This is a genomic window from Candidatus Arsenophonus nilaparvatae, assembly GCF_045346035.1.
GTDB classification, from domain to species: domain Bacteria; phylum Pseudomonadota; class Gammaproteobacteria; order Enterobacterales; family Enterobacteriaceae; genus Arsenophonus; species Arsenophonus nilaparvatae.
Map to the genome: position 1 here is coordinate 1,012,347 of NZ_CP158507.1, position 22,356 is coordinate 1,034,702.

At 40.7% G+C, this 22,356-nt stretch carries 16 protein-coding genes and 1 pseudogene; 6 read left to right on the forward strand and 11 right to left on the reverse strand.

Features of this window, described 5'->3' with window-relative positions; genetic code table 11:
• Positions 1-215: 215 nt before the first annotated feature.
• From WH390_RS04935 to fliF, 6 genes are read right to left on the reverse strand one after another with little or no spacing between them, the layout of a single operon-like run.
• Positions 216-1,436, reverse strand: coding sequence for a flagellar hook-length control protein FliK (locus WH390_RS04935; protein WP_032115319.1), 1,221 nt, complete (start codon positions 1,434-1,436; stop codon positions 216-218).
• Complete coding sequence (gene fliJ / locus WH390_RS04940; protein ID WP_032115320.1) at positions 1,436-1,876, reverse strand: flagellar export protein FliJ; 441 nt, start codon at positions 1,874-1,876, stop codon at positions 1,436-1,438. The genes WH390_RS04935 and fliJ overlap by 1 nt, the downstream gene beginning before the upstream one ends.
• Positions 1,873-3,270 carry a flagellar protein export ATPase FliI gene (gene fliI / locus WH390_RS04945; RefSeq protein ID WP_032115321.1) on the reverse strand — a complete coding sequence of 466 codons (1,398 nt, stop codon included), beginning with the start codon at positions 3,268-3,270 and terminating at the stop codon, positions 1,873-1,875. The genes fliJ and fliI overlap by 4 nt, the downstream gene beginning before the upstream one ends.
• The gene (gene fliH / locus WH390_RS04950) at positions 3,267-4,007 is read right to left on the reverse strand and encodes a flagellar assembly protein FliH (RefSeq protein ID WP_032115322.1); all 741 of its coding nucleotides are present in this window, start codon (positions 4,005-4,007) and stop codon (positions 3,267-3,269) included. Before fliH ends, fliI begins: the two co-directional genes overlap by 4 nt.
• Positions 4,000-4,992 carry a flagellar motor switch protein FliG gene (gene fliG, locus WH390_RS04955; protein ID WP_032115323.1) on the reverse strand — a complete coding sequence of 331 codons (993 nt, stop codon included), beginning with the start codon at positions 4,990-4,992 and terminating at the stop codon, positions 4,000-4,002. The genes fliH and fliG overlap by 8 nt, the downstream gene beginning before the upstream one ends.
• Complete coding sequence (fliF, locus tag WH390_RS04960; protein ID WP_032115324.1) at positions 4,989-6,653, reverse strand: flagellar basal-body MS-ring/collar protein FliF; 1,665 nt, start codon at positions 6,651-6,653, stop codon at positions 4,989-4,991. Before fliF ends, fliG begins: the two co-directional genes overlap by 4 nt.
• Positions 6,654-6,927: 274 nt before the next feature.
• Between fliF and fliE the strand changes: the two genes are divergently transcribed.
• Positions 6,928-7,239, forward strand: a complete 312-nt coding sequence (fliE, locus tag WH390_RS04965) for a flagellar hook-basal body complex protein FliE (protein WP_032115325.1) — start codon at positions 6,928-6,930, stop codon at positions 7,237-7,239.
• Positions 7,240-8,595: 1,356 nt separating this feature from the next.
• On the opposite strand, the gene fliT is transcribed toward fliE, so the two are convergent.
• The 3 genes from fliT to fliD are packed head-to-tail and all read right to left on the reverse strand — an operon-like array spanning position 8,596 to position 10,738.
• Complete coding sequence (fliT, locus tag WH390_RS04970) at positions 8,596-8,934, reverse strand: flagellar protein FliT (protein ID WP_032115326.1); 339 nt, start codon at positions 8,932-8,934, stop codon at positions 8,596-8,598.
• Complete coding sequence (gene fliS, locus WH390_RS04975; protein ID WP_032115327.1) at positions 8,924-9,331, reverse strand: flagellar export chaperone FliS; 408 nt, start codon at positions 9,329-9,331, stop codon at positions 8,924-8,926. The genes fliT and fliS overlap by 11 nt, the downstream gene beginning before the upstream one ends.
• A 3-nt stretch (positions 9,332-9,334) precedes the next feature.
• Positions 9,335-10,738 carry a flagellar filament capping protein FliD gene (gene fliD, locus WH390_RS04980; protein WP_032115328.1) on the reverse strand — a complete coding sequence of 468 codons (1,404 nt, stop codon included), beginning with the start codon at positions 10,736-10,738 and terminating at the stop codon, positions 9,335-9,337.
• A 193-nt stretch (positions 10,739-10,931) separates the two neighbouring features.
• On the opposite strand from fliD, the gene WH390_RS04985 reads away from it, so the two are divergent.
• The 3 genes from WH390_RS04985 (at position 10,932) to fliZ (ending at position 13,861) form a co-directional block, all read left to right on the forward strand.
• Positions 10,932-12,164 (forward strand): flagellin, encoded by a 1,233-nt coding sequence (locus WH390_RS04985; RefSeq protein ID WP_032115400.1) that lies wholly within the window; start codon positions 10,932-10,934, stop codon positions 12,162-12,164.
• A gap of 411 nt (positions 12,165-12,575) precedes the next feature.
• Positions 12,576-13,298, forward strand: coding sequence for an RNA polymerase sigma factor FliA (locus WH390_RS04990; protein WP_032115329.1), 723 nt, complete (start codon positions 12,576-12,578; stop codon positions 13,296-13,298).
• Between the two features lie 47 nt (positions 13,299-13,345).
• The gene (gene fliZ, locus WH390_RS04995) at positions 13,346-13,861 is read left to right on the forward strand and encodes a flagella biosynthesis regulatory protein FliZ (RefSeq protein WP_032115330.1); all 516 of its coding nucleotides are present in this window, start codon (positions 13,346-13,348) and stop codon (positions 13,859-13,861) included.
• Between the two features lie 92 nt (positions 13,862-13,953).
• Here fliZ and putA read toward each other — a convergent pair.
• Positions 13,954-17,844: pseudogene (gene putA / locus WH390_RS05000) on the reverse strand (trifunctional transcriptional regulator/proline dehydrogenase/L-glutamate gamma-semialdehyde dehydrogenase); the annotation flags it as partial.
• A 578-nt stretch (positions 17,845-18,422) separates the two neighbouring features.
• On the opposite strand from putA, the gene putP reads away from it, so the two are divergent.
• Together putP and WH390_RS05010 are read left to right on the forward strand one after the other, a co-directional pair.
• Positions 18,423-19,910 carry a sodium/proline symporter PutP gene (gene putP, locus WH390_RS05005; protein ID WP_032115331.1) on the forward strand — a complete coding sequence of 496 codons (1,488 nt, stop codon included), beginning with the start codon at positions 18,423-18,425 and terminating at the stop codon, positions 19,908-19,910.
• 265 nt (positions 19,911-20,175) lie between these two features.
• Positions 20,176-20,847, forward strand: a complete 672-nt coding sequence (locus WH390_RS05010) for a hypothetical protein (RefSeq protein ID WP_032115332.1) — start codon at positions 20,176-20,178, stop codon at positions 20,845-20,847.
• Positions 20,848-20,894: 47 nt separating this feature from the next.
• Here the strand turns inward: WH390_RS05010 and cycA are convergent, their stop codons facing one another.
• Positions 20,895-22,283 (reverse strand): D-serine/D-alanine/glycine transporter, encoded by a 1,389-nt coding sequence (cycA, locus tag WH390_RS05015; RefSeq protein ID WP_032115333.1) that lies wholly within the window; start codon positions 22,281-22,283, stop codon positions 20,895-20,897.
• Positions 22,284-22,356: the final 73 nt, after the last annotated feature.

Here is a 22,356-nt window from a genome sequence, read left to right on the forward strand (position 1 = left end):
ACAGGTAATTCCTTTTGATTTTACTTGGGATAATGAAACTATTATCAATTAACGTGTTATCCCTGTTTCTGCATTTCGATATAATTATCCTGCTCAATGAATATTTTGACGGAGGAATAAAACAATAAAAATGGGAGGTTATTTTGCCATTGATAAATGTTGAAAATAGTAGGGGAAATTTTCCCCTATCAAAATAATAAAGATGGCTGATAAATTTAAGCAAATATATCAATACCGGTTGTTATGGCGGTCTGCATAATTGGTTGGGATCTGACTAATGCATCATCTTTTGTCTGTTGCTGTCGATCATCAGCGATTGATGATGGTGATGTGAACGGTTGACTATTTTCATCACTATGTTGCTTATTATGCTGATCACCAACATGTGTTTGACCCAGTTCTATGCCTTGTTCTGATAATGCATGACGTAACTGAGGCAGATTTGTTTCAATAACCTGACGGACTTGTTGGTTAGCCGCAACAATAGAGAGTTGAGCTTTATCATCGAAAACTTTAAGTTGGATCTGTAGGTTGCCTAATTCTTCGGGATAAAGCCGTAGCTCCGCTTGTTGTGAACCATGACGACTGAGAAATAAGATCTGCTCACTAAATTTTTGTCCCCATTCAGGATGATCAATCGGGGTAGCCAAGGCAATAGAATTGATGGTAGGTGAAATTGAGTGACTTAATGTTGTTGAGTTTGGCATTAAGGATGTTAATGATATCGTAGTATTATTGGTTATCGATCCAGTAGCTAGTGCTGGGTTTTCTATTGCCTGAGTCTGGCTTGTGGCAGCGATATTAGCCTGAATTGGTGGTAATAATGCTTCAGATGGCGAGACGCCTTGTTTTGCCAGTAATGACTGCAATGGCGCTATATCCTGTTTAGTCAATTGTGACTGAGATTGGGCGGCGTCTGGTTTAACAAACGGCGATGATATATTGGACAGAGGAAAGTCAATTGAGGGATTATTTGTGGTTGATAGCAGAGTAAGATGTTTTAAACTAAGGTTTTTATCCCGCTGCTCAATATCATCAGTTAATGTTTGGCTATTAGTCTGCTCGGGTAATTCTTCTGATAAACCGGCGGGACTATTTTCCTGCTTTAGCTGCGAGGCTATGGTTGCCAGCGAAATAGGAAGTTGATCAATAAGTTGATTATCAGCTAACAGTATAAATTCTTGCTCAAGGGATAAGTCGGCGCTGTCGTTGATTTGTGCAGTGACTTCATCCGCCAAAAAGCCATTGATAGCCGATAATTCATTTTCTTGTTGGGCCAGATCTGAGTTAGCGCTGTCTGGTGAGTTTTTCTCTTTTGCTGGTGATGAATAGTTAGCTAGCATGTCAGCAAAATTGGCAGCATGTTCTGTTGGTGATGATAACTGTTGCTTAGATGAGTGCGCGCCAGCGCTAAATGTTACCGATGTATCTATCATTATGATGTCCTTAAAACGGCACGTTGTGCTATTTCATCCATTTGTTTTTGTTCAATAAAATCAGCCTGTTTTTTCTGTAAACGTTCACTACGTTGTTGTAGCTTATTGAAGGTGTTAGTTTTTTGCTGTTTTCCCTGCCAATTTTTTTTGGCGATCGTTTCACGCTGCTGCCAGCTAACTACCTGTTGTTGATGTTGCGTGATCGCTTGTTCAAGCGTCAGTAAAAACTGCTGATAATTTTGTAATATTGCGGAAGAAGTTCCATGGTGAAGAATGGTATTAAGCTGTTGGCGATATTCATCTTGATACTGTAGCAATTGTATTAGCTGTTGTTGCATTTGTTGACGTTGCCGCTGAATATGCGATAACTGTAGCGCCGCCTGGTGGCTGTCGTTACGGCTTAAATTATGTAATAGTGCGAAGGAGTTTGTTTGCTTCATGGTTCCTCACTAGGATTTTCAAAACTAGTCGCAGGAAATAACTGACAAAGCTGTTGGTGGGAAGTCTCCTTTGAACAGTATTCATCGCAATCCTGGCGTAAAAATTGCTGCAAATGGGGATAAAGCTGAATGGCTTGATCCAGGATTGGATCACTACCCGCGGCATAAGCGCCAACATTAATCAGATCTTGATTACGTTGATAACGGGATAATAGCTGTTTGAACTGTTGCGCCTGGTAAAAATGGCTTTTAGTAACAAGATTATTCATCGCTCGACTAATTGAGGCTTCAATATCAATAGCTGGATAATGCCCCGCTTCTGCCAGGCTACGTGACAGTACTATATGCCCATCAAGAATAGCCCGCGCTGAATCAGCGATCGGATCTTGTTGATCATCACCTTCGGTTAGCACGGTATAGAAAGCGGTAATGCTGCCGCTACCTTCAGTACCATTACCGGCCCGCTCTATTAGCGAAGGTAATTTGGCAAATACTGAAGGCGGGTAACCTTTAGTTGCAAGAGGTTCACCGATCGCTAGTGCAATTTCACGTTGTGCCATAGCATAACGGGTGAGCGAATCCATAATCAGTAATACCTGCAAACCACGATCACGAAAGTCTTCCGCGATCCGGGTGGCGTAAGTGGCGCCCTGTAAGCGTAGTAGGGGAGAGACATCCGCCGGCGTAGCGATAACCACTGAGCGTTGTAAACCTTCAGAACCAAGAATATTTTCGATAAAGTCTTTTACTTCCCGGCCCCGTTCACCAATCAGGCCAACAACGATCACGTCAGCCTGGGTATAACGCGCCATCATGCCTAATAAAATACTTTTTCCTACCCCTGAACCAGCAAATAGTCCCATTCGTTGGCCGCGACCAACCGTCAACAAACTGTTAATCGCTCTTACTCCCACATCAAGCGGGTGATTAATCGGTTCGCGTTGTAGTGGATTAATAGGAGGGGTAACCAGAGAAGAGAAAGTATCTATGGTAGGCAAGGGCTTACCATCTAATGGCTGACCAAAACCATCTAGCACACGACCTAGTAGAGCAGGGCCAAGGGGAAATTGTTGACCACTATTTTGCTGCTTATCTGACGCCGATAGCTGATAAACCTGAGCGCCAGGCACAATCCCTTCTAGATCCTGGTAAGGCATCAACAGCATTTTGTCGCCATTAAAACCTACCACTTCACAGCTAATTTCGTCACTAGCTTGTCGTTGTTGCCGTTTTATTAAACAATTGGCGCCTAACGGCATTTGCAGACCGGTTGCTTCTAATACTAAACCCGTTACGCGGGTTAATTTGCCATAGTGACGCACTGATTGTAGTTGGCTGATCTGCTTTTCAAAGCTATCTATTCGGCTTAAGCAGCGGGCAAGTTTTGCCGTCATGCGCATTTCTCCGGCATAATTAACTGACAAAGCTCAAGCCAGCGGGTTTCTATGCTGGCATCTAGCTCACTGTTTTCCGTGCTAATTTTACAACCATATCGATGTAATTCTGGCGTTGGCATCAAACGCCAGCCATTGGTGGTTAGGCTATCACCTAGTTGTGATTCAATCAGTGCCAGATCAGCAGGGTTAACGTGCAGTTGACGAGTGCCTGACAATAGCGGATCTTGTTGCAGAAAATGACTAATTTGGTTCAATAACGCGCTACCGTCACAAACCGCCGGCTGTCCTAATAGTTGACCGGCAGCCTGCAGGGCAATCTGCATTAAGCGTGACGCAATGATACTGTCTAAGCCTTCTAAACAATGGCGAAACTCAATTAGTAGTGCTTGCCATTGTTGGGTGATAGCGGCCATCTCTTTTTTGACCTCATTAGTCGCTGCCTGGTGACCTTCAGTCAAACCTTGTTGATAGCCAATCTGATAACCTTCTTGCTGGCCTTTCACCAAGCCGGCTTGATGCCCTGCTGATAGCCCTTCCTGATAGCCGATTTCTTTAGCTTGCGCTTTTAATTCATCCAATTGGTTGATTTTATTCAAAACATCTTTTTCATTATCTTCAACGGATGAATTTTCATCTTCTTCATGCAGGCGATTAATCGCAGGATTTAAATCTGCCCAAATGGTAATTTCATCGGGCAGCCAGGGCTGCCATCGCGATTGAGATTTTTTAGACATAACGATCATCACCACCATTCAACGCAATCTCACCATTTTCAGACAAGCGGCGAACAATAGACAGGATTGCTTTTTGTTCTGTTTCCACTTGAGATAGGCGAACAGGGAGCTGTGAATCGAGATCATCACGCATGATTTCAGCTGCACGTTGTGACATGTTATTGAGGAAATGATCGCGTAAAGTCTGTGAACAACTTTTTAATGCAATAACCAGAGAATCGTTTTCCACCTCTTGTAGCAGGCGTTGCATCGAACGATCGTCCATTTCGATAAGATCCTCAAACAAGAACATTTCAGCGATGATTTTTTGCGCCAATTCATCGTCATATTCTTTAACGGCGCTAATAACCATTTTTTCTTGCTGGCTTTTCATCAAATTGATGATTTCGGCTGCAGTACGGATACCACCCATTTTACTTCGCTTAATATTTTGCTCATCGAGTAAACTATTAAGCACTTCAGTTAACTCAGCTAAAGCGGAAGGTTGTATGCCACCAAAGGTTGCGATCCTCAATACCACATCATGACGTAATTCTTCATCCAGCAGCGCTAAAATTTCAGCAGCTTGGGTGCGCTTTAAATGAACTAAAGTAGCGGCAATAATTTGCGGATGTTCATCCCGGATCATCTCTGCTGCTACTTCGGGTGCCATAAAGTTCAGTTTATCGATACCAGTGACGGTTTCCTTGGTCTCAAAAATATCTTCTAATAAACTATTAGCATGTTCTTCACCCAGTGCTTTGATTAATACTGAATTCAGGTAATCTTTGGTATTAACATTAATTGCCGCATATTGGGTGGCATTTTCTTCGAATTCAGACAATATATCTGTCAATTGATGGTTAGAAATTTGGCCTAAATTTGATATGGCGACACTTAATTTTTGTACTTCACCGCTATTCAAATGTTTAAAAATTTCAGCAGCCAGCTTTTCACCTACAGACATTAACATAACTGCACTTTTTTCAATTCCATTAAAACTCATAGTTCTTCACTCATCCAATTACGAACAACCATCGCCATTACGCGGGGATTTTTTTGCACCATTTCACGTAACCGTTTGGTCTGCATTTCTGCGTTGATACGCTGACGCTTCTGCTCCTGGCGCATGGCTTCGTCATGTTCAATTTTTTGTTGAGCGGCGCGTTTTGCCTCTCTTATTATGGCAAGATCAGCGGCCGTTTTAGCGCTCTCCGCCGCTTCACGTTTTTTGCGTAATTGAGGTTGGATTATCAGACGCCAAAATAGCCACGCCAAAAACGATAACAACAGATAACGGCCAATTTCTAATAGATTGGCGATAACAATAGGTTGCTGCCAAAATTCAAGCGGTTTTAGTTCTGCATCCTGCGGTTCAAATGGTGCATTTACCACATACAGGCTATCACCACGCTGTTCAGAAAACCCCATCGCTTCCTGGGCTAATGTTTTTATTTGGGCCAATTTTTCATTTGTCAGAGGTAAACTATCATCATTTTCTTTTCTGTCGCTATCAGCATAATTAACGATGATTGCCACCGACAGTCGCTGTAGCGAGCCTATTTGATGTTGGGTATGACGAATGCGCCGATCGATTTCATAATTGGTCGTTTCATCAACCCGACTATTATGATTATTATTCAGCGGGCGAGGGTTATTCTTATCATTAGCTCTGTCAATCGGTGCTTTTGGCTCAGGTATTGGCTGGTTAGACAGCGCACCAGGTACACCACCAATCAGTGATTGGCCATTTTGTTCACTGCGACTGCTCTGTTTTGAACGCACGGCTGATTCATTAGGCGGTTGATTAGGTTTATACTCTTCTGCGGTTTCTTCGGTACGGGCAAAATTAACTTGAGCAGTAACCTGCGCCTGTACGTTACCCCGGCCAACCAGTGGCGTAATAATTGATTCAATACGCTGCTTATAACGATTTTCGATCGATTGAACATAGTTGAGTTGTGTCAGATTAAGATCACGGCTAATACCCTCGGGTTGAGTTAATAGATTACCTGATTGATCAACGATGGTGACATTGTTGCCAGATAAGCCACTGACACTACTGGAAATCATATGCACAATAGCGGCAACCTGACCATCATCCAGTTTACGGCTGTTTTGTAAGTTGAGGGTGACTGACGCGGTGGGATCTTTTTGCTCACGAACAAATAGTGACGGTTTTGGGATAGCTAAATGTACCCGGGCGCGTTGTACAATACCGAGTGATTCAATAGTTCGGGCTAATTCGCCCTCCAAAGCTCGTTGATAGTTGATTTGTTCATTAAATTGACTCAAACCAAATTTTTCTTGATCCAGTAGTTCAAAACCGACATTACCGCCTTTGGGCAACCCTTGCTGTGCTAACTTTAGTCTCACCTCATGCACTTTATCAGCCGGCACCTTAACCATACTACCATCGTCAGACAGCTGATAAGGAATATTCATTTGGCTTAGTTGAGTAACAATTTCTCCTCCATCTTTATCGCTAAGATTGGTATAAACCGGTCGATAGTCGGTTCCCTGTAACCAAAACATAGCAGCGATGAAAAAAGTAATAGCCAAAGCACCGGCAACGATCAGCGGCACTTTAGGATCAGATTTTATTTTTTCGAAAATGGTACTTAATCCCTTGAGCGGATTTGCTCCATTCGTATTTATGGCATTCATAAACAATCCTTGCCTTCTTGTTCTTGATCAAGATTTATAACGTGGCGTAACAAAGTGGCTTCCCCATACTGATAAAGTATTTCCAGTTTCATCCTGCTATTATCGTTTTTTGCCCTCGGTTTAATGGCCGAAATAGACTTTTAGTTCGACGCTAATTGTTGGTTTTGATTTATTTAGCTTGTGATAGGGTTGTTTTCCGATTAGTGCCAAAAGATAAATCAATACGATGGCACGACTTAGAGAAAATTATTGGAAAAAATAGGTTGAGGTTTTTATGTCAATTCCCGCTATTCAGTCTGTTATTGCGCAAATGACAACAGAAATGGTTAGCATCAATAATAGCCAACTGGCAGCGGCACCACAAACTGGTTTTGCCAGCCATTTATTAAATGCGGTAGCTAAAATTAATCAGACACGGGTCAACGCCAGCCAGAAAGCCCAGGCATTAACGTTGGAAACTCCCGGGGTTGAGCTCAATGATGTGATGGTCGATCTGCAAAAGGCCAGTTTATCCCTGCAGTTTGGTATTCAGGTGAGAAATAAGTTAGTCGGTGCCTATCAGGAAATCATGAATATGCCGGTTTAAAGGGCATTTATTAATACTAAGCCACCAATCAGTGGCTATTTTTTATTATATGGTGCTAATAAATACTATTATAAATAATAGCAACGGAATTACTGGTTGATAAAAGCGAATGATTGTAATCTATTATCACTAGTAATTAAATTTTCAAGCTGCAAATATCAAATTCTATTTGCTAATAATATTTAAAATATATCCTTCTATATTAAATATATTTATTACTGTCAATTCAGTATAAAATTAAGTTTTTTACTTTATGCTAAACTTATCGTCAAGCTTGCGTTGACTAAAGAGAAAATGAAAAATTTATTTGATATTAACCAGCCGTTACTTTTAATCAACGATTAGTGGTTATTTTTATCTTGAACCGATTGTTTAGATGAAAAATAGCAGTAGTATTCATCTGGATTAGCAGCCGGGCAGCATACATTACCGGGCCGTGTTGGTGTAATGTTTGGATTTAATTGACAGCGGTGATTGGTAAAAAGATCAGTAGAAACTGATTCACTTGAAAATAAACAAAAAATCACTACCGGGCAAAAAATTTTAATCAAAGTATTTATATCGACTTAGGTTGTTGATAATTGGTATAATTATTTTATGTTGATAATTATATATTTCAATCTTTTTTGTAAAAAATTAGTCATGTTGTTTATAAGATAATGTTACCAGTATTTAATATCGGCATCTTGCTAGCTGGTGACAAATATTTCTGCCAATAGCGTAAGTAAAGTTGAATTTTCAATTAACATTTTTTAGCGTTATTTATTTGCTGGTCTTTAATAATGATCAACTAAAATTATAAATAAAAAATTTGGTTGTTGTTGTTTATGATAACTGATTAAATTTAAAGATAATTATATTAATATTAATCTTTGCTGGAAAAAAAACTGTTTGAACTTATAAATCGTGTTGCGTATTTTCTTTATTAAAATATGACAGACAATAAATTAAATAATTATTAATAAAATAAACAATTATGATGGTTTAAACTGCCTGCTAAGCATAATTACAGCGCAAAAATGTAATAAAATTTTAAATCATCAGCCAATATCAACCATAAAAAGAACCTATTATTCAGGAGAATAAATTATAGCAACAAGCAAAGGAGATTTTTGGAGTAAGCAAGGGGCATTTGGGCTTAACTATTTGCTAAACTGCCAATCCAAAAGCATGCCGATTTATTATTTCCCACAGTAAAATATGTATCATTTACCTACCCTGGTATTATGTTTTGACCGCTTATAGCGGTCTTTTTTTGTTTTATACAGATAAAATTGATTCTTGTTGAGTGAATAAAACTGGCGCGATATTGATGATTAGCTTAATAATAAAGTTGATAATTTAAGTCACATAAACTTATTGTTCGACTGGATTATAATAGCATTCCAGCTGTTGTTGTTGAGCGGTCTGTCTAATAAAGGTTGTCAGTTGATGCACTCTGCTATGCATTAATTGCCGAATTTCACTTTCTTCACGCAATATTGTTTGCAACATTTTGGTTAATTTATGCTGTAAAGGCTCAGGCAATCCGGCAATGGCGCCTAACGCCGTCACCTGGCCAACCGCTTGGCGATAATCCGGTTCTACAATTAATAGTTCCTCCCACTGCGCTTGTTGTGCCAGCATTAACATTTGCTGACTAATCGTCAGCAAATGATGGTAAGCAGGCAAAAAGATCTGTTGCTCACTGTTCATTAGATTGTGTTGCCGGATCGTTAAGTTGTGCCCATGTGTCTGCCGAGTCAGTCAATAATTTAATTACCTGTTGAATTCTGTCAACATCATTATAAAGATTGGCATATAGCAACTGGCGGATCATATAGTCATACAGTAACGAGATATTTTCAGCAATTTCACCGCCATGCTCTAGATCAACGCCACTATTTAATCCCTCATTAATAATAGCAATCGCTTTTGAGATAGCACGGCTTTTTTGCTGAATATTATTTTGTTCAATATAAATTACCGCTCGTTTTAAGGCACTCAAGGCGCCATCAAATAAAATTTTTACTAGCTGATAAGGTGAAGCATTTAAAACCTGGCTTTCAATATCAACCTGAGTATATAAAGTTTCAGCTGCTGATGTATTCATAATTTATTTCGTCAGTAAGGCCACTAAAGAGTTGCTGCTTTGTTTCATCTCGCTGATGGCTTTATCCATGGCAATAAATTTGTCCCGCTGAGTTTTAAGTTTTGCCTCTATATTCTTTTGCATACTTTCCATTTTTACATTGAGTATTTTTATTTGTTTATTCAGTGACTCTGTGTTGAGATGTAGTGGGCCTTCCAGGGTATCCAGGGTCTTTTTAAGATAATTAAAGGTTTCAGTGGCAAAGCCGGTTTTTTCACCATCGCCCATAAAAAATTGTTTAACTTTCGCCGGGTTATCTTTTAGTGTTTCATCCAGTTTTTTATCATCAATAGTTAATTTGCCTTCATGATTAAAACCGATACCAAAATGGTTCAAATGATTCATATCCGGCAGATTTTGCACATTTAAGGTCATATTTTTTACTTGTGAGAAGATTATTGCTGAACCGCTATCGTTTAATAGTACGCCATTATTGGCAGAAGGCGCTTCACCTAATTTGGTTGGCTCATATTTGGTTTGTGTTTTGTAAAAGCTATGCAGATTATTGTAAGCATCAACCCAGTTTTTGATCGCCTTTTTAGTCGGTTCGATATCGCGAGCTACAGTGACGGTTTCTGATATTAATCCGCCAGCTTTATCTTTTTCTGCCGTTTTAACCAGGGTAAATGTGATCCCTTCGGGCGCGTCTTTAATTTCATTACTACTGTGCTCAATTTGGATACCATTAATCTCTACTATAGCATTTTTAGCAGCAACGGTTGGTTTCATTTGGTTACTATTTAAAACGCCATTTAGCTGACTATCACCTTTAACTTCAATCTCCATCGCCGAATCGGTGCCGGTTTTTTTGGCAGTAAGTACTAATTGATGTTCACCCTCTTTTATTTTAACCAGGCTAGCACTGACATTGCCATCGGCTCTATTGATTGCATCGCGGATCTCAATCAGTGATGTTTGCTGCTCGCTTAATTTAATTTCCAGCGGTTGTTTTTCACTGTTTTGCTTGATAACTAATATCCGCTCTTGGCCTGCCGCAACAGGGCCAGCCAATTTTTTCTTTACATCATCAACCTTAGTGGTGGCTAATGATTGGGCCTGTGCCAGTTGCTCAACTTTTACCTCATAACTACCAGCAACCGCTTTTTCGTCGCTGCTAACAGTTACCGTGTTATGATTTTTACTGACTGAAGTGGTACTAATTTTATCAAACTTCATTAATGATTCAGCGGCTTGTTGTAATTTATCCAGCTGAGCCCGCAATGAACCATAAGCACTGATCTTTTGATTATATTTTTGTTGCTTCTGTTTTAACGGCCGCAATCTTTGCTTTTCATTGGCCTCCATACTATCCAGCCATTGATCAATTGGCATGCCTGATCCTACACCCAACGAAGTCATATTTGACATGATTTTTCCCTATCCTATTTGATTAATTAAACCTTATTAAATTGATTATCGGCCTCAGCTAATAGAAGTTAAATAATCAGGCCAAATTAATTTATTGCCACAAAAAATTAAAGTATCAAACCGCTGTGACGATAATCAAAACAGCCAAACGTTTTGGCCAATTAAAAAGTTAAATTTAAATAAAGGAATTATTATGGCTCTGGTTATCAATACCAATATGTTTGCGTTAAATGCGCAAAAAGCATTAAATAAAACCCAAAATAACTTGGGCACTACTATCCAACGTCTATCTACTGGCCTGCGCATTAACAGTGCCAAAGACGATGCGGCTGGCATGTCAATTGCCAATGGCATGACCTCTAACATTATGGGTATGAAACAAGCGACGCGTAACGCCAATGATGGTATCTCGTTAGCACAAACCGCCGAAGGGTCGTTGTCACAGGTGAATGATAACTTGCAGGCGATCCGTAATTTAGCGGTGCAGGCCAGTAACGGTACTAACTCAAACAAAGATATTGCGACGCTGCAAGCTGAAGTAACACAGCGTATAGAGGAAATTGGCCGTATTATTAACCAAGCCGAATTTAACGGCAATAAAACATTAGATACCAATGGCACGATAATGCTGCAAACGGGTGCCAACCATGGTGAACAAATTGCGGTAAATGTAACGGCAACCACTATCGCTACTCTAGATATTAAAGATATTGATTTAAATGTATTTGCAGCAGGTGCGTCATCGGGATCGGCAGCAACAATGCAGTATAACTCAACTGCAGCAACAGCAGCTGGACTTGATGCCGATCTAACTTTCACCGGAAATACTGCCACAAATGCCTTGGATGCAGCTAACGTTACAATAACTAATGCTGGTGCTTCTGGTCTTACGGTAGGTAATGCATTAAGCTCAGGGTATGAGTTGCATCAAAAGCTGGATAATACAACGGGTAATGCGGTTGCTGATCAATATGTATTGAAAACGACTGCAGGCGACGTTTACGAGGTGACTTTAGCAGCTGATGCTAGTGGTGCTGATAAAGAAGTGGGTATCACAGTTGGTACTAAAATTAACACTAGCCATGCCGGTACTGTAGGTACGGCCTTACCAGGTGGCCAAGGTACAGGTCAAGGTGCAGGTTCGGTAACACCGGATCAAGTTTTTGCAAAACTTGATAAAGCCTTGGATGATGTCTCTGCTAAACGTAGCCAATGGGGTGCCATACAGAGCCGGTTGGAATCAGCGGTTGAGAATTTAACCAATACGGTTAACAACCTGTCTGCTGCCCGTAGCCGTATTCTGGATGCCGATTTTGCGGAAGAAGTGTCTAACTTAAGTAATGCCCAAATCTTGCAACAAGCGGGCACCACAGTATTGGCAATGGCTAATCAGTCTAACCAGTCAGTGCTTTCTTTACTGCGTTAATAGTTTAATTAGTCATTATTTTGGTAATTCTTTGCAGGCCGGCTTTTGCCGGCCTGTATTATAAAATAGGCTAAGATATTATCGCCATCACTGTTAAAATCAATAATTATTAATAGCAATTAATTGTAATATGGTGTGATCGTCGCAAGCTATCCTGCCTGATTCACTGATATCCCTCCTGACGGCACCATCCTCAAGCAACAAAGTATTGCCCTAAATGACGATCAATTAGCCTAAGTCAATGCTTTTGACACTGGCCATAATTTGCCGCTAGGTTCCGTGTTCGGTTAACTGAGGTGGTTAAAAATAATAGATAAGTAAAAAAAGCCCGTTTTATAGTACTATTTACGCCATTATTTGCCGCCTCAATTTCGGATAATAAGCGCCTGTTATCAATGACAGGTGCTTACGGTGAACGATCTCTACACCCAGGATGGGATAATTGAAAAAGATGTACTATTGGAGCGCTATCTTCCTTTAGTACGTCATGAAGCATTAAAACTGCAAGTGAGATTACCTGCTAGCGTGCAACTGGATGATTTAATTCAGGCTGGCGGTATTGGTTTGTTAGATGCGATCGAGCGATTTGATATGACGCAAGGTACCGCTTTTGCTACTTATGCCGTGCAACGGGTACGTGGCGCGATGTTAGATGAATTACGCGCCCGCGATTGGGTGCCGCGTAGTGTGCGCCGTCTGGCGCGGGAAGGGGCCAAAGTGATGCAGCAGCTTGAGCAAGCACTAGGCCGACCGGCGAGCGAGCAGGAGATTGCTGATAAGTTGCACATCGGTCTGTCGGAGTATCAGCAGTTATTGCAGGATAGCAACAATAGTCAATTATGCTCTTATGATGAGTGGCATGAAGTGCATGGTGAGAGCTGTGAACCGATTATTGAGGTTGACGACGAGCGAAATCCGCTGCAAACTTTAATAGCAACTGATATTCGCAAAAATATTATAAAGGCGATAGAATGTTTGCCTGAAAGGGAAAAAATGGTTTTGACGCTCTATTATCAAGAAGATCTGAACCTGAAGGAGATAGGCGCGGTGTTGAATGTCGGGGAATCCCGCGTCAGCCAGCTACATAGCCAGGCGATAAAACGGCTACGAGTGCGCTTAAATCCAGATAAATAATATTTTTTATTTTTTTGTTTACGATTTACACACAGGGCTTATCTAATATGTCTGTTTCTAACCAAAAGAAGCGGCCGCTGAGCCGTTATATTAAAGACTATAAACATAGTCAAATTCACTGCGCACACTGTAACAAAACCCTTGATCGGATTTCATTGGTGTTTAATGATCAAATTCTGAATAAAGAAGCGATTTCAGCGATGACTGAGCTGGTTGATGGGCAAGCTTGGGCCGAGTTACAGCATAAATTTACCGCGTTATGTCGTTTTTGTAGTGAAATCTATTGTAATAGTGATACTGGCTATTTTGATATTATGTCGTTTAAACAGTATCTGTTTAAAGAGACTGAAATGAGCCATAGTACCGTACGTGAATATGTGGTGCGGCTGCGTCGACTGGATGAGTTGTTAAGTGAAATACAATTTCCGCTCGCTGAATTGGAGATTGAAAAAATTCAGGCTCAGATGCAGGATAAAATGACCGACTCTGCCTTTAGTAATTACAATATTGCGTTGCGTAAATATGAGCAATTCCTAGACTGGCAGGCCGATCACTCAGCATAAGGTTGCTATGGATAGAAACTAAATTATTTCACAGTTATTAGATAAATAAAGCCTTAGCAAATCGCTAAGGCTTTATTGTTGGCAATGAAAAATTATTCTAGTGTCATTAAACTGGCATTGCCGCCGGCCGCCGCAGTATTGACACTGATAGCTCGTTCATGGACTAAACGCTCAAGGAATAAATGCTGGTCTCCGGATCGATATCCTTGCACGGAAATAATTGGCCCGTCACGTTCAGCCACTGCTTGACAAACAGTTTGTAACTGATTGCGATCGCCATGAAAAATAACCCCATCAAATTGGCAGTCGGTTAGTTGCCAATTATCAGCTAGCCTGATCATCTGGTTGACTAAAGCAGGCAACTCTGCCTGCAATTGCTGCTGGATGGCATTATTTGGCCATAGCACCTGACATCCCATCGCTAACACTGCTGCTAGCTGGATCACTGCATCTGCTTGTGTTTCCGCCAGACACAAAATCCGCCCGCGTGGCACTAGCCTATAACTATTATGCTCTCCGGTTGGGCCGGGCAGCTGATGGCAGATGCCGGTTGCGGTCAATGGCTGATAGAGGTCAATAACCGCAGCAACAGTTGCATGATGGCGATTTTTTACCTAATCACAGAAGGCAGCAAAGGGCGTTAATGGCTGCAATGATGGTTGGCCATGTTTAACTGGATAGCGATTATCTGGTGGCGTAAACAGTTTATCCATGATGGTAGCTGGCCTTTGGCTGAGCAATCGATAGAGATAAAGCGGGCCACCGGCTTTTGGCCCGGTACCCGATAGTCCTTCTCCGCCAAATGGTTGTACCCCAACTACCGCACCGACCATATTGCGGTTAACATAAATATTACCTACTTTGGCCGTCTGGCAAACGTCGGCGATAGTTTCATCAATACGGCTATGCAGCCCTAAAGTTAAGCCATAACCTGAGTCATTAATTTGTTTGATCAGGCTGGTTAGTTGATGGCGCTTAAAGCGTAAAATATGTAGTACCGGGCCAAAAATTTCATTTTTCAGTTCATTAAAATGGTCAATTTCAATTAAGGTGGGTCGGACAAAGGTGCCTTGTTGCCATTGATTATCATGCTGTTGGCTAGTTTGCTCAGCCTGATACAGGGTTTTCCCTGCTTGACGCAGCTGGGCAATGTGCTGTTCGATATTCTGCTGTGCTTCGCTATCAATGACCGGGCCAATATCGGTTGCCAGCTGGCTAGGATCACCGATTCGGTATTCGGCTATCGCACCTTTTAACATCGTCAGTGTGCGTTCAGCGACCTCTTCCTGGATACAAAGAATACGTAGGGCAGAGCAGCGTTGACCGGCACTATCGAAGGCTGAAATGATAACGTCATTGACAACTTGCTCCGTCAGTGCGGATGAATCAACAATCATGGCATTTAAGCCGCCGGTTTCGGCAATCAGTGGAATGGGCTGTTGCTGAGCATTGAGTCGGCCGGCAAGATTATGCTGGATCAGTTTGGCCACCTGGGTTGAACCGGTAAACATCACACCGTCCGTCCGCTTGTCACTGATCAGTTTGCTACCCACTCGCTCGCCGCTACCGGGCAGCAGCTGGAGAACGTCGCGGGGAATGCCCGCCTGGTGCAGTAACTCAACCGCTAGCATGGCAATAATCGGTGTTTGCTCTGCCGGTTTGGCCAATACGCTATTACCGCTCGCTAAAGCGGCAGCGATTTGGCCGCTAAAAATCGCCAGTGGGAAATTCCACGGACTAATGCAAACCACCACACCCAGTGGCGAATAGCTTTCATTATTGAAATTTTCACTGATCTGTACGGCGTAGTAACGCAAAAAATCGATCGCTTCGCGCACTTCAGCAATGGCATTACTAAAGGTTTTGCCGGCTTCACGGATCAATACGCCAATTAAACGGGAGAATTGCTGCTCCATCAGGCTAGCCGCTTGTTGCAAAATGGCCGCTCGTTCTATGACGGGAATCGTCGCCCAGCGAGTAGCTGCGTCGGTAGCAATTTCCAACGCATGCTCGACGTCGGTTAGACTTGCTTCATGGACATAGCCGACGATATCGTCAAAATTAGCCGGATTAGTGATCGGCTGTCGGGCTGAAATTTCAGTCGGCGAGGGTGGTTCTCCTGCCAGTAAAGGTTTAACCTGATAACAGAGAGGGGTGGTCAGTAGGGTCTGCGCCAGTGCCGCCAGGTGATGTTCGTTAGTCAAATCAATACCAATAGCATTGAGGCGCTTGCTGCCATATAGCGCACGAGGCAGTGGGATTTGTGGATGTGGCAAACCCAGTTGGCCTGCCGTTTCAGCCGCCACCAGCACTTGTTGCACTGGATCGGCTACCAGTTTATCTAATGGAATATTAGGATCGGCAATCTGATTAACGAATGACGTATTTGCGCCATTTTCCAGTAAGCGGCGCACCAGGTAAGCCAACAAGGTTTGATGACTACCGACTGGGGCATAAATAAGACATGGACGATTAAGTTTACCTTCGGCGATGGCGCCGACAACTTGTTGATATAGCTCTTCGCCCATGCCATGTAAACATTGAAATTCATATTGGCCAGGATAATAATTTTCACCAGCCATATAATAAATCGTGGCTAAGGTATGGGCGTTATGGGTGGCAAATTGGGGGTAAATCAAATTGGGCACCGACAGCAATTTACGCGCACAAGCCAGATAACTGACGTCAGTATAAATTTTTCTGCTATAGACCGGGTAACCTTCAAGACCATCTATTTGCGCGCGTTTAATTTCACTATCCCAATAAGCGCCTTTTACCAGTCGGATCATCAAACGGTGCTGACTGCGTTGCGCTAAATCGATAATTTCATCGATAACATAGGGGCAACGTTTTTGATATGCCTGAATGACAAAGCCAATTCCATCCCAGCCGGCTAGTTGCGGTTCGAAGCACAGCTTTTCTAACAGATCTAGGGAAATTTCCAATCTATCAGCTTCTTCAGCATCAATATTAATGCCAATATTGTAATGACGTGCTTGTAAGGTTAATGTTAACAGACGAGGGTAAAGCTCAGACACCACCCGCTCATATTGAGCCCGGCAATATTTTGCATGGAGGGCAGACAGTTTAATGGAAATTCCGGCACTGGCATAAATGCTTTTGCCGTCGGAAGCTTTACCAATAGCATCAATCGCTTGTTGATAAGCAGCCATGTAGCTTTTGGCATCTTCATCGGTTAAGGCCGCTTCACCTAACATATCATACGAGTAGCTAAAACCTTCATTTTCCATTTTATGCGCATTACTTAGTGCTTTTGTGATGGTTTCACCAGTGACAAATTGCTCACCCATTAGCCGCATTGCCATATTCACAGCTTGACGAATAATGGGTTCACCACTTTTACTAATGATCCGGTTAAGAGCACTGGTAAGTTTAGTTTCATGATGGCTGGCAACTAATTTGCCGGTAATTAGCAAACCCCAGGTGGTGGCATTAACAAATAATGATGAACTCTGTCCAATATGTGACTGCCAGTCACCACCACTAATTTTGTCGCGGATCAATATGTCACGGGTAGCGTTATCGGGGATGCGCAGCAGTGCTTCAGCCAGGCACATAAGCGCAATCCCTTCTTGCGACGAGAGAGAAAATTGTTGTAATAAACTCTGGACTAAACCAGAACGGCCAACACTCTTTTTTTGCTGACGTAGATTTTTTGCTAGCTGATAGGCTAGTTGATAAGCCGCTTGTGTCTCAGTTTCTGGTAGCTGTGCCTGTTGCACTAATAGAGGTAATAGCTGTGTTTCAGGTAATCGATAGGCTGCAGTGATTGCTGAGCGTTTTGCGGATTGAGGTAAAATATGCTGTGCAAAATTTAAAAAGGAGGGCTTTCCTGTTTTAGGGCATATTGCGATGTCACTAGATGAATTTTCTTTTTCATTAACTTTGGTAGCCGGGAATTGAATCATAGTTTCCTCATTATCAAAGTGTCTAAGATAATTAAATATTGCCTGTCCTGTTAACTAATCGATCTAAGCACCAGGCGTTGTAAAGTTGTTTCAATACCTTATCTGGTTACTTTATCAACAGAAAGAATGACTGCAGTTATGCGGCGACTCATTCTTATTCTTTTGCTGATTGTTAGAAGTCGGTAATTTAACAATATCCTTTATGTTTTAATTTGGTGCAATATTGTTAACTAATGAAAGTGTGAGAAATGTGAAATAAATCTATTTTTGTATTAATTAAAATAGATTTTATTATAAGTATTGTTATATCTTGCTGAAACATAAATAAATAAATAAAAAAATATTAAATTAATTAATGTTATAATTATTTAACTAAATATATCACCAAACAAATTAACATTTGTGGCTAGTTTTCTGATTATTGGCCCAATAACTATTAATTTTTTGTTATTTTATGGTTTATTTATTGAGTTGATTATATTTTCATCAAAATAAAATTTCAAGAAGAATAGGAAAATAAAAAGTCAGTTTATGCGTTAAAAATAAGTCTAATTTTCGTTAATTCAAAATTATAACTTACATGCCTGCATACTAACAAAACTAAAAAAGAGAAAAACGATGGAGAGGGACAGATGATATTAAGCTACCCAATGATAATTATGTTTGTGATTTATATTTTTGTGATGTTGTTAATCGGTTTTTGGGCCTATCGTTCAACAACCAGTTTTGATGATTACATTTTAGGCGGACGTCGTTTAGGTGGGGTAGTAACGGCGCTTTCTGCTGGTGCATCAGATATGAGCGGTTGGTTATTAATGGGATTACCGGGCGCTATTTTTCTAAGCGGAATAGCGGAAAGCTGGATTGCAATCGGATTATCTTTAGGCGCTTATTTAAATTGGCGATTAGTCGCTGGGCGATTACGCGTGCAAACCGAAAATAATCATAATTCGCTGACATTACCTGACTATTTTACCAGCCGCTTTGAAGATAAAAGTAAAATGTTGCGTATTGTTTCGGCCTTGGTGATCTTGGTTTTTTTTACTATCTATTGTGCTTCCGGTGTGGTTGCTGGCGGATTACTGTTTGAAAATACTTTTGGCATAAGCTATCAGCAAGCGATGTGGTTAGGTGCATTAGCCACCATTATTTATACTTTTTTGGGCGGTTTTCTAGCCGTTAGCTGGACGGATACGGTACAAGCCACTTTGATGATTTTTGCCTTATTATTAACACCAATCATGGTGATCTTTGCTGTCGGTGGCTTGGACAGCGCGGTAACATTCATTAACAATAAAGATCCCGCATATCTAGATATGTTTAAAGGATTAAATTTTATTGCCATTATCTCTTTATTGGGATGGGGCTTAGGCTACTTTGGCCAACCGCATATATTAGCACGTTTTATGGCAGCTGAATCAGCGCAAACCATTAACCGTGCACGGCGTATTAGTATGACCTGGATGGTACTCTGTTTAACAGGTACGATTGCGGTTGGTTTTTTTGCTATTGCTTATTTTGATCTGCATCCCGCCGTTGCCGGTGCGGTTATGGCTAATCCTGAGCGGGTATTTATGGAATTAGCCATTATTTTATTTAATCCTTGGCTGGCCGGGATATTGTTATCAGCCATTTTAGCTGCTGTGATGAGTACCTTAAGTTGTCAATTATTGGTTTGTGCCAGTGCGTTGACTGAAGATCTCTATAAACCGTTTATCAGACCTAAAGCTCGCCAGCGAGAGTTAGTTTGGGTTGGTCGCGCCATGGTGTTAGTGGTGGCGGCAATGGCTATTTTTATTGCTCGTGATCCCAATAATAAAGTATTGGTTTTGGTTAGCAACGCCTGGGCAGGCTTTGGCGCGGCCTTTGGTCCAGTGATCTTGATTTCTGTCTTGTGGCAACGTATGAATCGCTATGGTGCTTTAGCCGGTATGTTGGTCGGTGCTTTAACGGTATTGATATGGATGCAATATAAGTGGTTTGGTTTGTATGAAATTATTCCCGGTTTTATTTTTGCCTCAATCGCCATTGTTGTTGTTAGCCTGTTAACTACCTCACCTAGCCAGAGCGCCGTGAAACGCTTTATTAAAGCGGAAGCTGAATATAAAGCCAGCCAATAACACGCTAACGACTGCTGATTGATTCACCGATTAATCAGCAGCCATTTTATTATTTAATCTGAGATTTGTTCACTATTTAGTTTAGTAGATTATTTTTATTTTAGGTGGTTTCGTTATATTAATTAATAATGAAATTATTGATATTTGTTGTTTTTGGGATGGTTGAAATAACAAATTATGCGTATAGGTAATATTAATTCTATTAGTCAATGTTATAGAAAAGTCAAGAGTAATATTAATCATGCTATCATCGATAAGCTAAAGGGTGTTTGTAATCAATCGGTTGAATTTTTTTTTTGCAGATGAGCATAGCAAGCAAGAAGGAGTAAAATCATCTATTACTTTATTGTGCTCAGAAATAAAAAAAAGAATAGATAATAGTAATATTTATTATTACGAAGATAAAGAGGTTAACGCTAATATTGTACCAGGAATAAGAGTTGTACCAGGAATAAGTGCTAAAGAATTGCAGAATCTTAATGCTGTATCTGATGCCAGATTATATAAACATCTTATTCAAAGTTTGTATATGAATGATTGTAATATGGAATTTTTTGATATATATGACAGTAAAACTGCTGAACAATATAATATACATCAATTAGATAAATATGCTGGTAAAAATGATTTCATCACAATTCTTGATACATTAGCCTATTTATATTTATCGTTAGAAGGTGATTTTTATGATAATAAATTCATTGTGTGGAAAGATATGGAGTATGTATTCGAGAAAAATAATTTTTTTATAGATAAATCATCTCAATACCCTGAAACCAGAGCTAAAGAATATGAAAAATATAAAAATGAAATACACTATATGATACATGATGTATTAGAGAAATGGCCTACAATTTCTGATATGTTAGCCAATAACAGAAAAAGTGTTCACTATCATTTAGATGATTTAATGCTAAGAGTTAATACAACCAGGTAAAATGAATAAAATGGTGGAGTAAACCACCATGTTTAGTTTAATTAGTATCAAGTTTTACGATTTTTAGCAATTTGATAACCAATTAGCAATATTACAAACCAAATGGGTACCGCTAGTAGCGCCTGGCGAGTATCTTTTTCTAAGGTTAGCAATATTAAAACGAACACAAAAAATAGTAGGCAAACCCAAGACATAACAATGCCAGCTGGCATTTTATAAATCGAAGTTTGATGGCGATGCGGTTGTTTTTTGCGATAAGCCAGATAAGCACACAGGATCATACTCCAGATAAACATAAAAAGGATCGCAGCTACGGTGGTGATCAGGACAAAAACCCGCATAACATCGGGAATAAAATAGATCAATACCACTGCCATACTAAGGCAACAGCAGGTAAAAAATAATCCCTTAACTGGCACTGCTTTATTGGATAATTGACTAAATTGGCTGGGGGCATTGGCTTCCTTGGCTAGCCCAAATAACATCCGGCTGGTGGAAAAGACGCCACTATTGGTAGAGGAAGTGGCTGAAGTCAGCACCACAAAGTTGACAATACTGGCGGCAGCCGGTACACCAATTAAGACAAACAATTCGACGAATGGGCTCTTATCGGCAGCAATCTCACGCCAAGGGGTGACTGACATAATAACCACTAAAGAAAGGACATAAAAGGCGATAAATCTAAACGGAATGGCACTGATCGCTCTTGGTAACACGCGATTTGGATCGCGCGTTTCGGCTGCGGTGGCGCCAACGATTTCAATACCAACAAAAGAGAAGATAGCTAATTGGAAACCGGCAAAAAAACCGTTAATGCCCATGGGAAAGATGCCATCATTCCACAGGTGACTGAAGGATGCAATATGACCGGTAGGCGTTTTGAAGCCGATAATCACTAATATTACGCCAATCAAAATAAGAAAGACAATGGCAATGATTTTGATAATCGCAAACCAAAATTCTGTTTCACCAAATAAGGAAACCGAGACCAGATTAAGGGTTAATAACAAGAGTATGCAAAGTAATGAAGTCAGCCAGGGCGGAAAATCAGGTGCCCAGTAACCAATATAGGCAGTAATAGCAACAATTTCTGCGATTGCGGTGATTACCCAACAAAACCAATAAGTCCAGCCAACGAAAAAGCCGGCCCATGGGCCTAAAAGTTCAGCACAAAAATCACTAAAGGATTTATAATTTAAATTGGAAAGGAGTAGTTCCCCCATGGCCCTCATTACGAAAAATAAAACAAAGCCGATAATTAGATAAATAATAATAAGCGACGGGCCAGCTAAAGAGATAGCTTTGCCTGAGCCCATAAATAATCCTGTGCCTATGGCACCACCTATAGCAATCAGTTGAATATGGCGATTTTGTAAACCTCGTTTGAGTTGTCCTTGATCTATGTTTGTTGCCGATGATAATGGTTTGTCGTTCATAGATTGTCCAATGTTGTTTTATTTTATTCAGCAAGGGTTAGCGGGTTATTATTTTTAAAATATCATTATTTAA

What these genes read in the sequence shown, in the direction of transcription:
- putP (WP_032115331.1), top strand. Translation starts at nt 18,423, where the DNA reads ATGATATTAAGCTACCCAATGATAATTATGTTTGTGATTTATATTTTT.
- fliS (WP_032115327.1), bottom strand. Translation starts at nt 9,331, where the DNA reads ATGAATACATCAGCAGCTGAAACTTTATATACTCAGGTTGATATTGAA.
- fliZ (WP_032115330.1), top strand. Translation starts at nt 13,346, where the DNA reads ATGTCTGTTTCTAACCAAAAGAAGCGGCCGCTGAGCCGTTATATTAAA.
- fliJ (WP_032115320.1), bottom strand. Translation starts at nt 1,876, where the DNA reads ATGAAGCAAACAAACTCCTTCGCACTATTACATAATTTAAGCCGTAAC.
- fliD (WP_032115328.1), bottom strand. Translation starts at nt 10,738, where the DNA reads ATGTCAAATATGACTTCGTTGGGTGTAGGATCAGGCATGCCAATTGAT.
- fliE (WP_032115325.1), top strand. Translation starts at nt 6,928, where the DNA reads ATGTCAATTCCCGCTATTCAGTCTGTTATTGCGCAAATGACAACAGAA.
- cycA (WP_032115333.1), bottom strand. Translation starts at nt 22,283, where the DNA reads ATGAACGACAAACCATTATCATCGGCAACAAACATAGATCAAGGACAA.
- fliG (WP_032115323.1), bottom strand. Translation starts at nt 4,992, where the DNA reads ATGAGTTTTAATGGAATTGAAAAAAGTGCAGTTATGTTAATGTCTGTA.
- fliF (WP_032115324.1), bottom strand. Translation starts at nt 6,653, where the DNA reads ATGAATGCCATAAATACGAATGGAGCAAATCCGCTCAAGGGATTAAGT.
- fliT (WP_032115326.1), bottom strand. Translation starts at nt 8,934, where the DNA reads ATGAACAGTGAGCAACAGATCTTTTTGCCTGCTTACCATCATTTGCTG.
- WH390_RS04935 (WP_032115319.1), bottom strand. Translation starts at nt 1,436, where the DNA reads ATGATAGATACATCGGTAACATTTAGCGCTGGCGCGCACTCATCTAAG.
- fliH (WP_032115322.1), bottom strand. Translation starts at nt 4,007, where the DNA reads ATGTCTAAAAAATCTCAATCGCGATGGCAGCCCTGGCTGCCCGATGAA.
- WH390_RS04985 (WP_032115400.1), top strand. Translation starts at nt 10,932, where the DNA reads ATGGCTCTGGTTATCAATACCAATATGTTTGCGTTAAATGCGCAAAAA.
- fliI (WP_032115321.1), bottom strand. Translation starts at nt 3,270, where the DNA reads ATGACGGCAAAACTTGCCCGCTGCTTAAGCCGAATAGATAGCTTTGAA.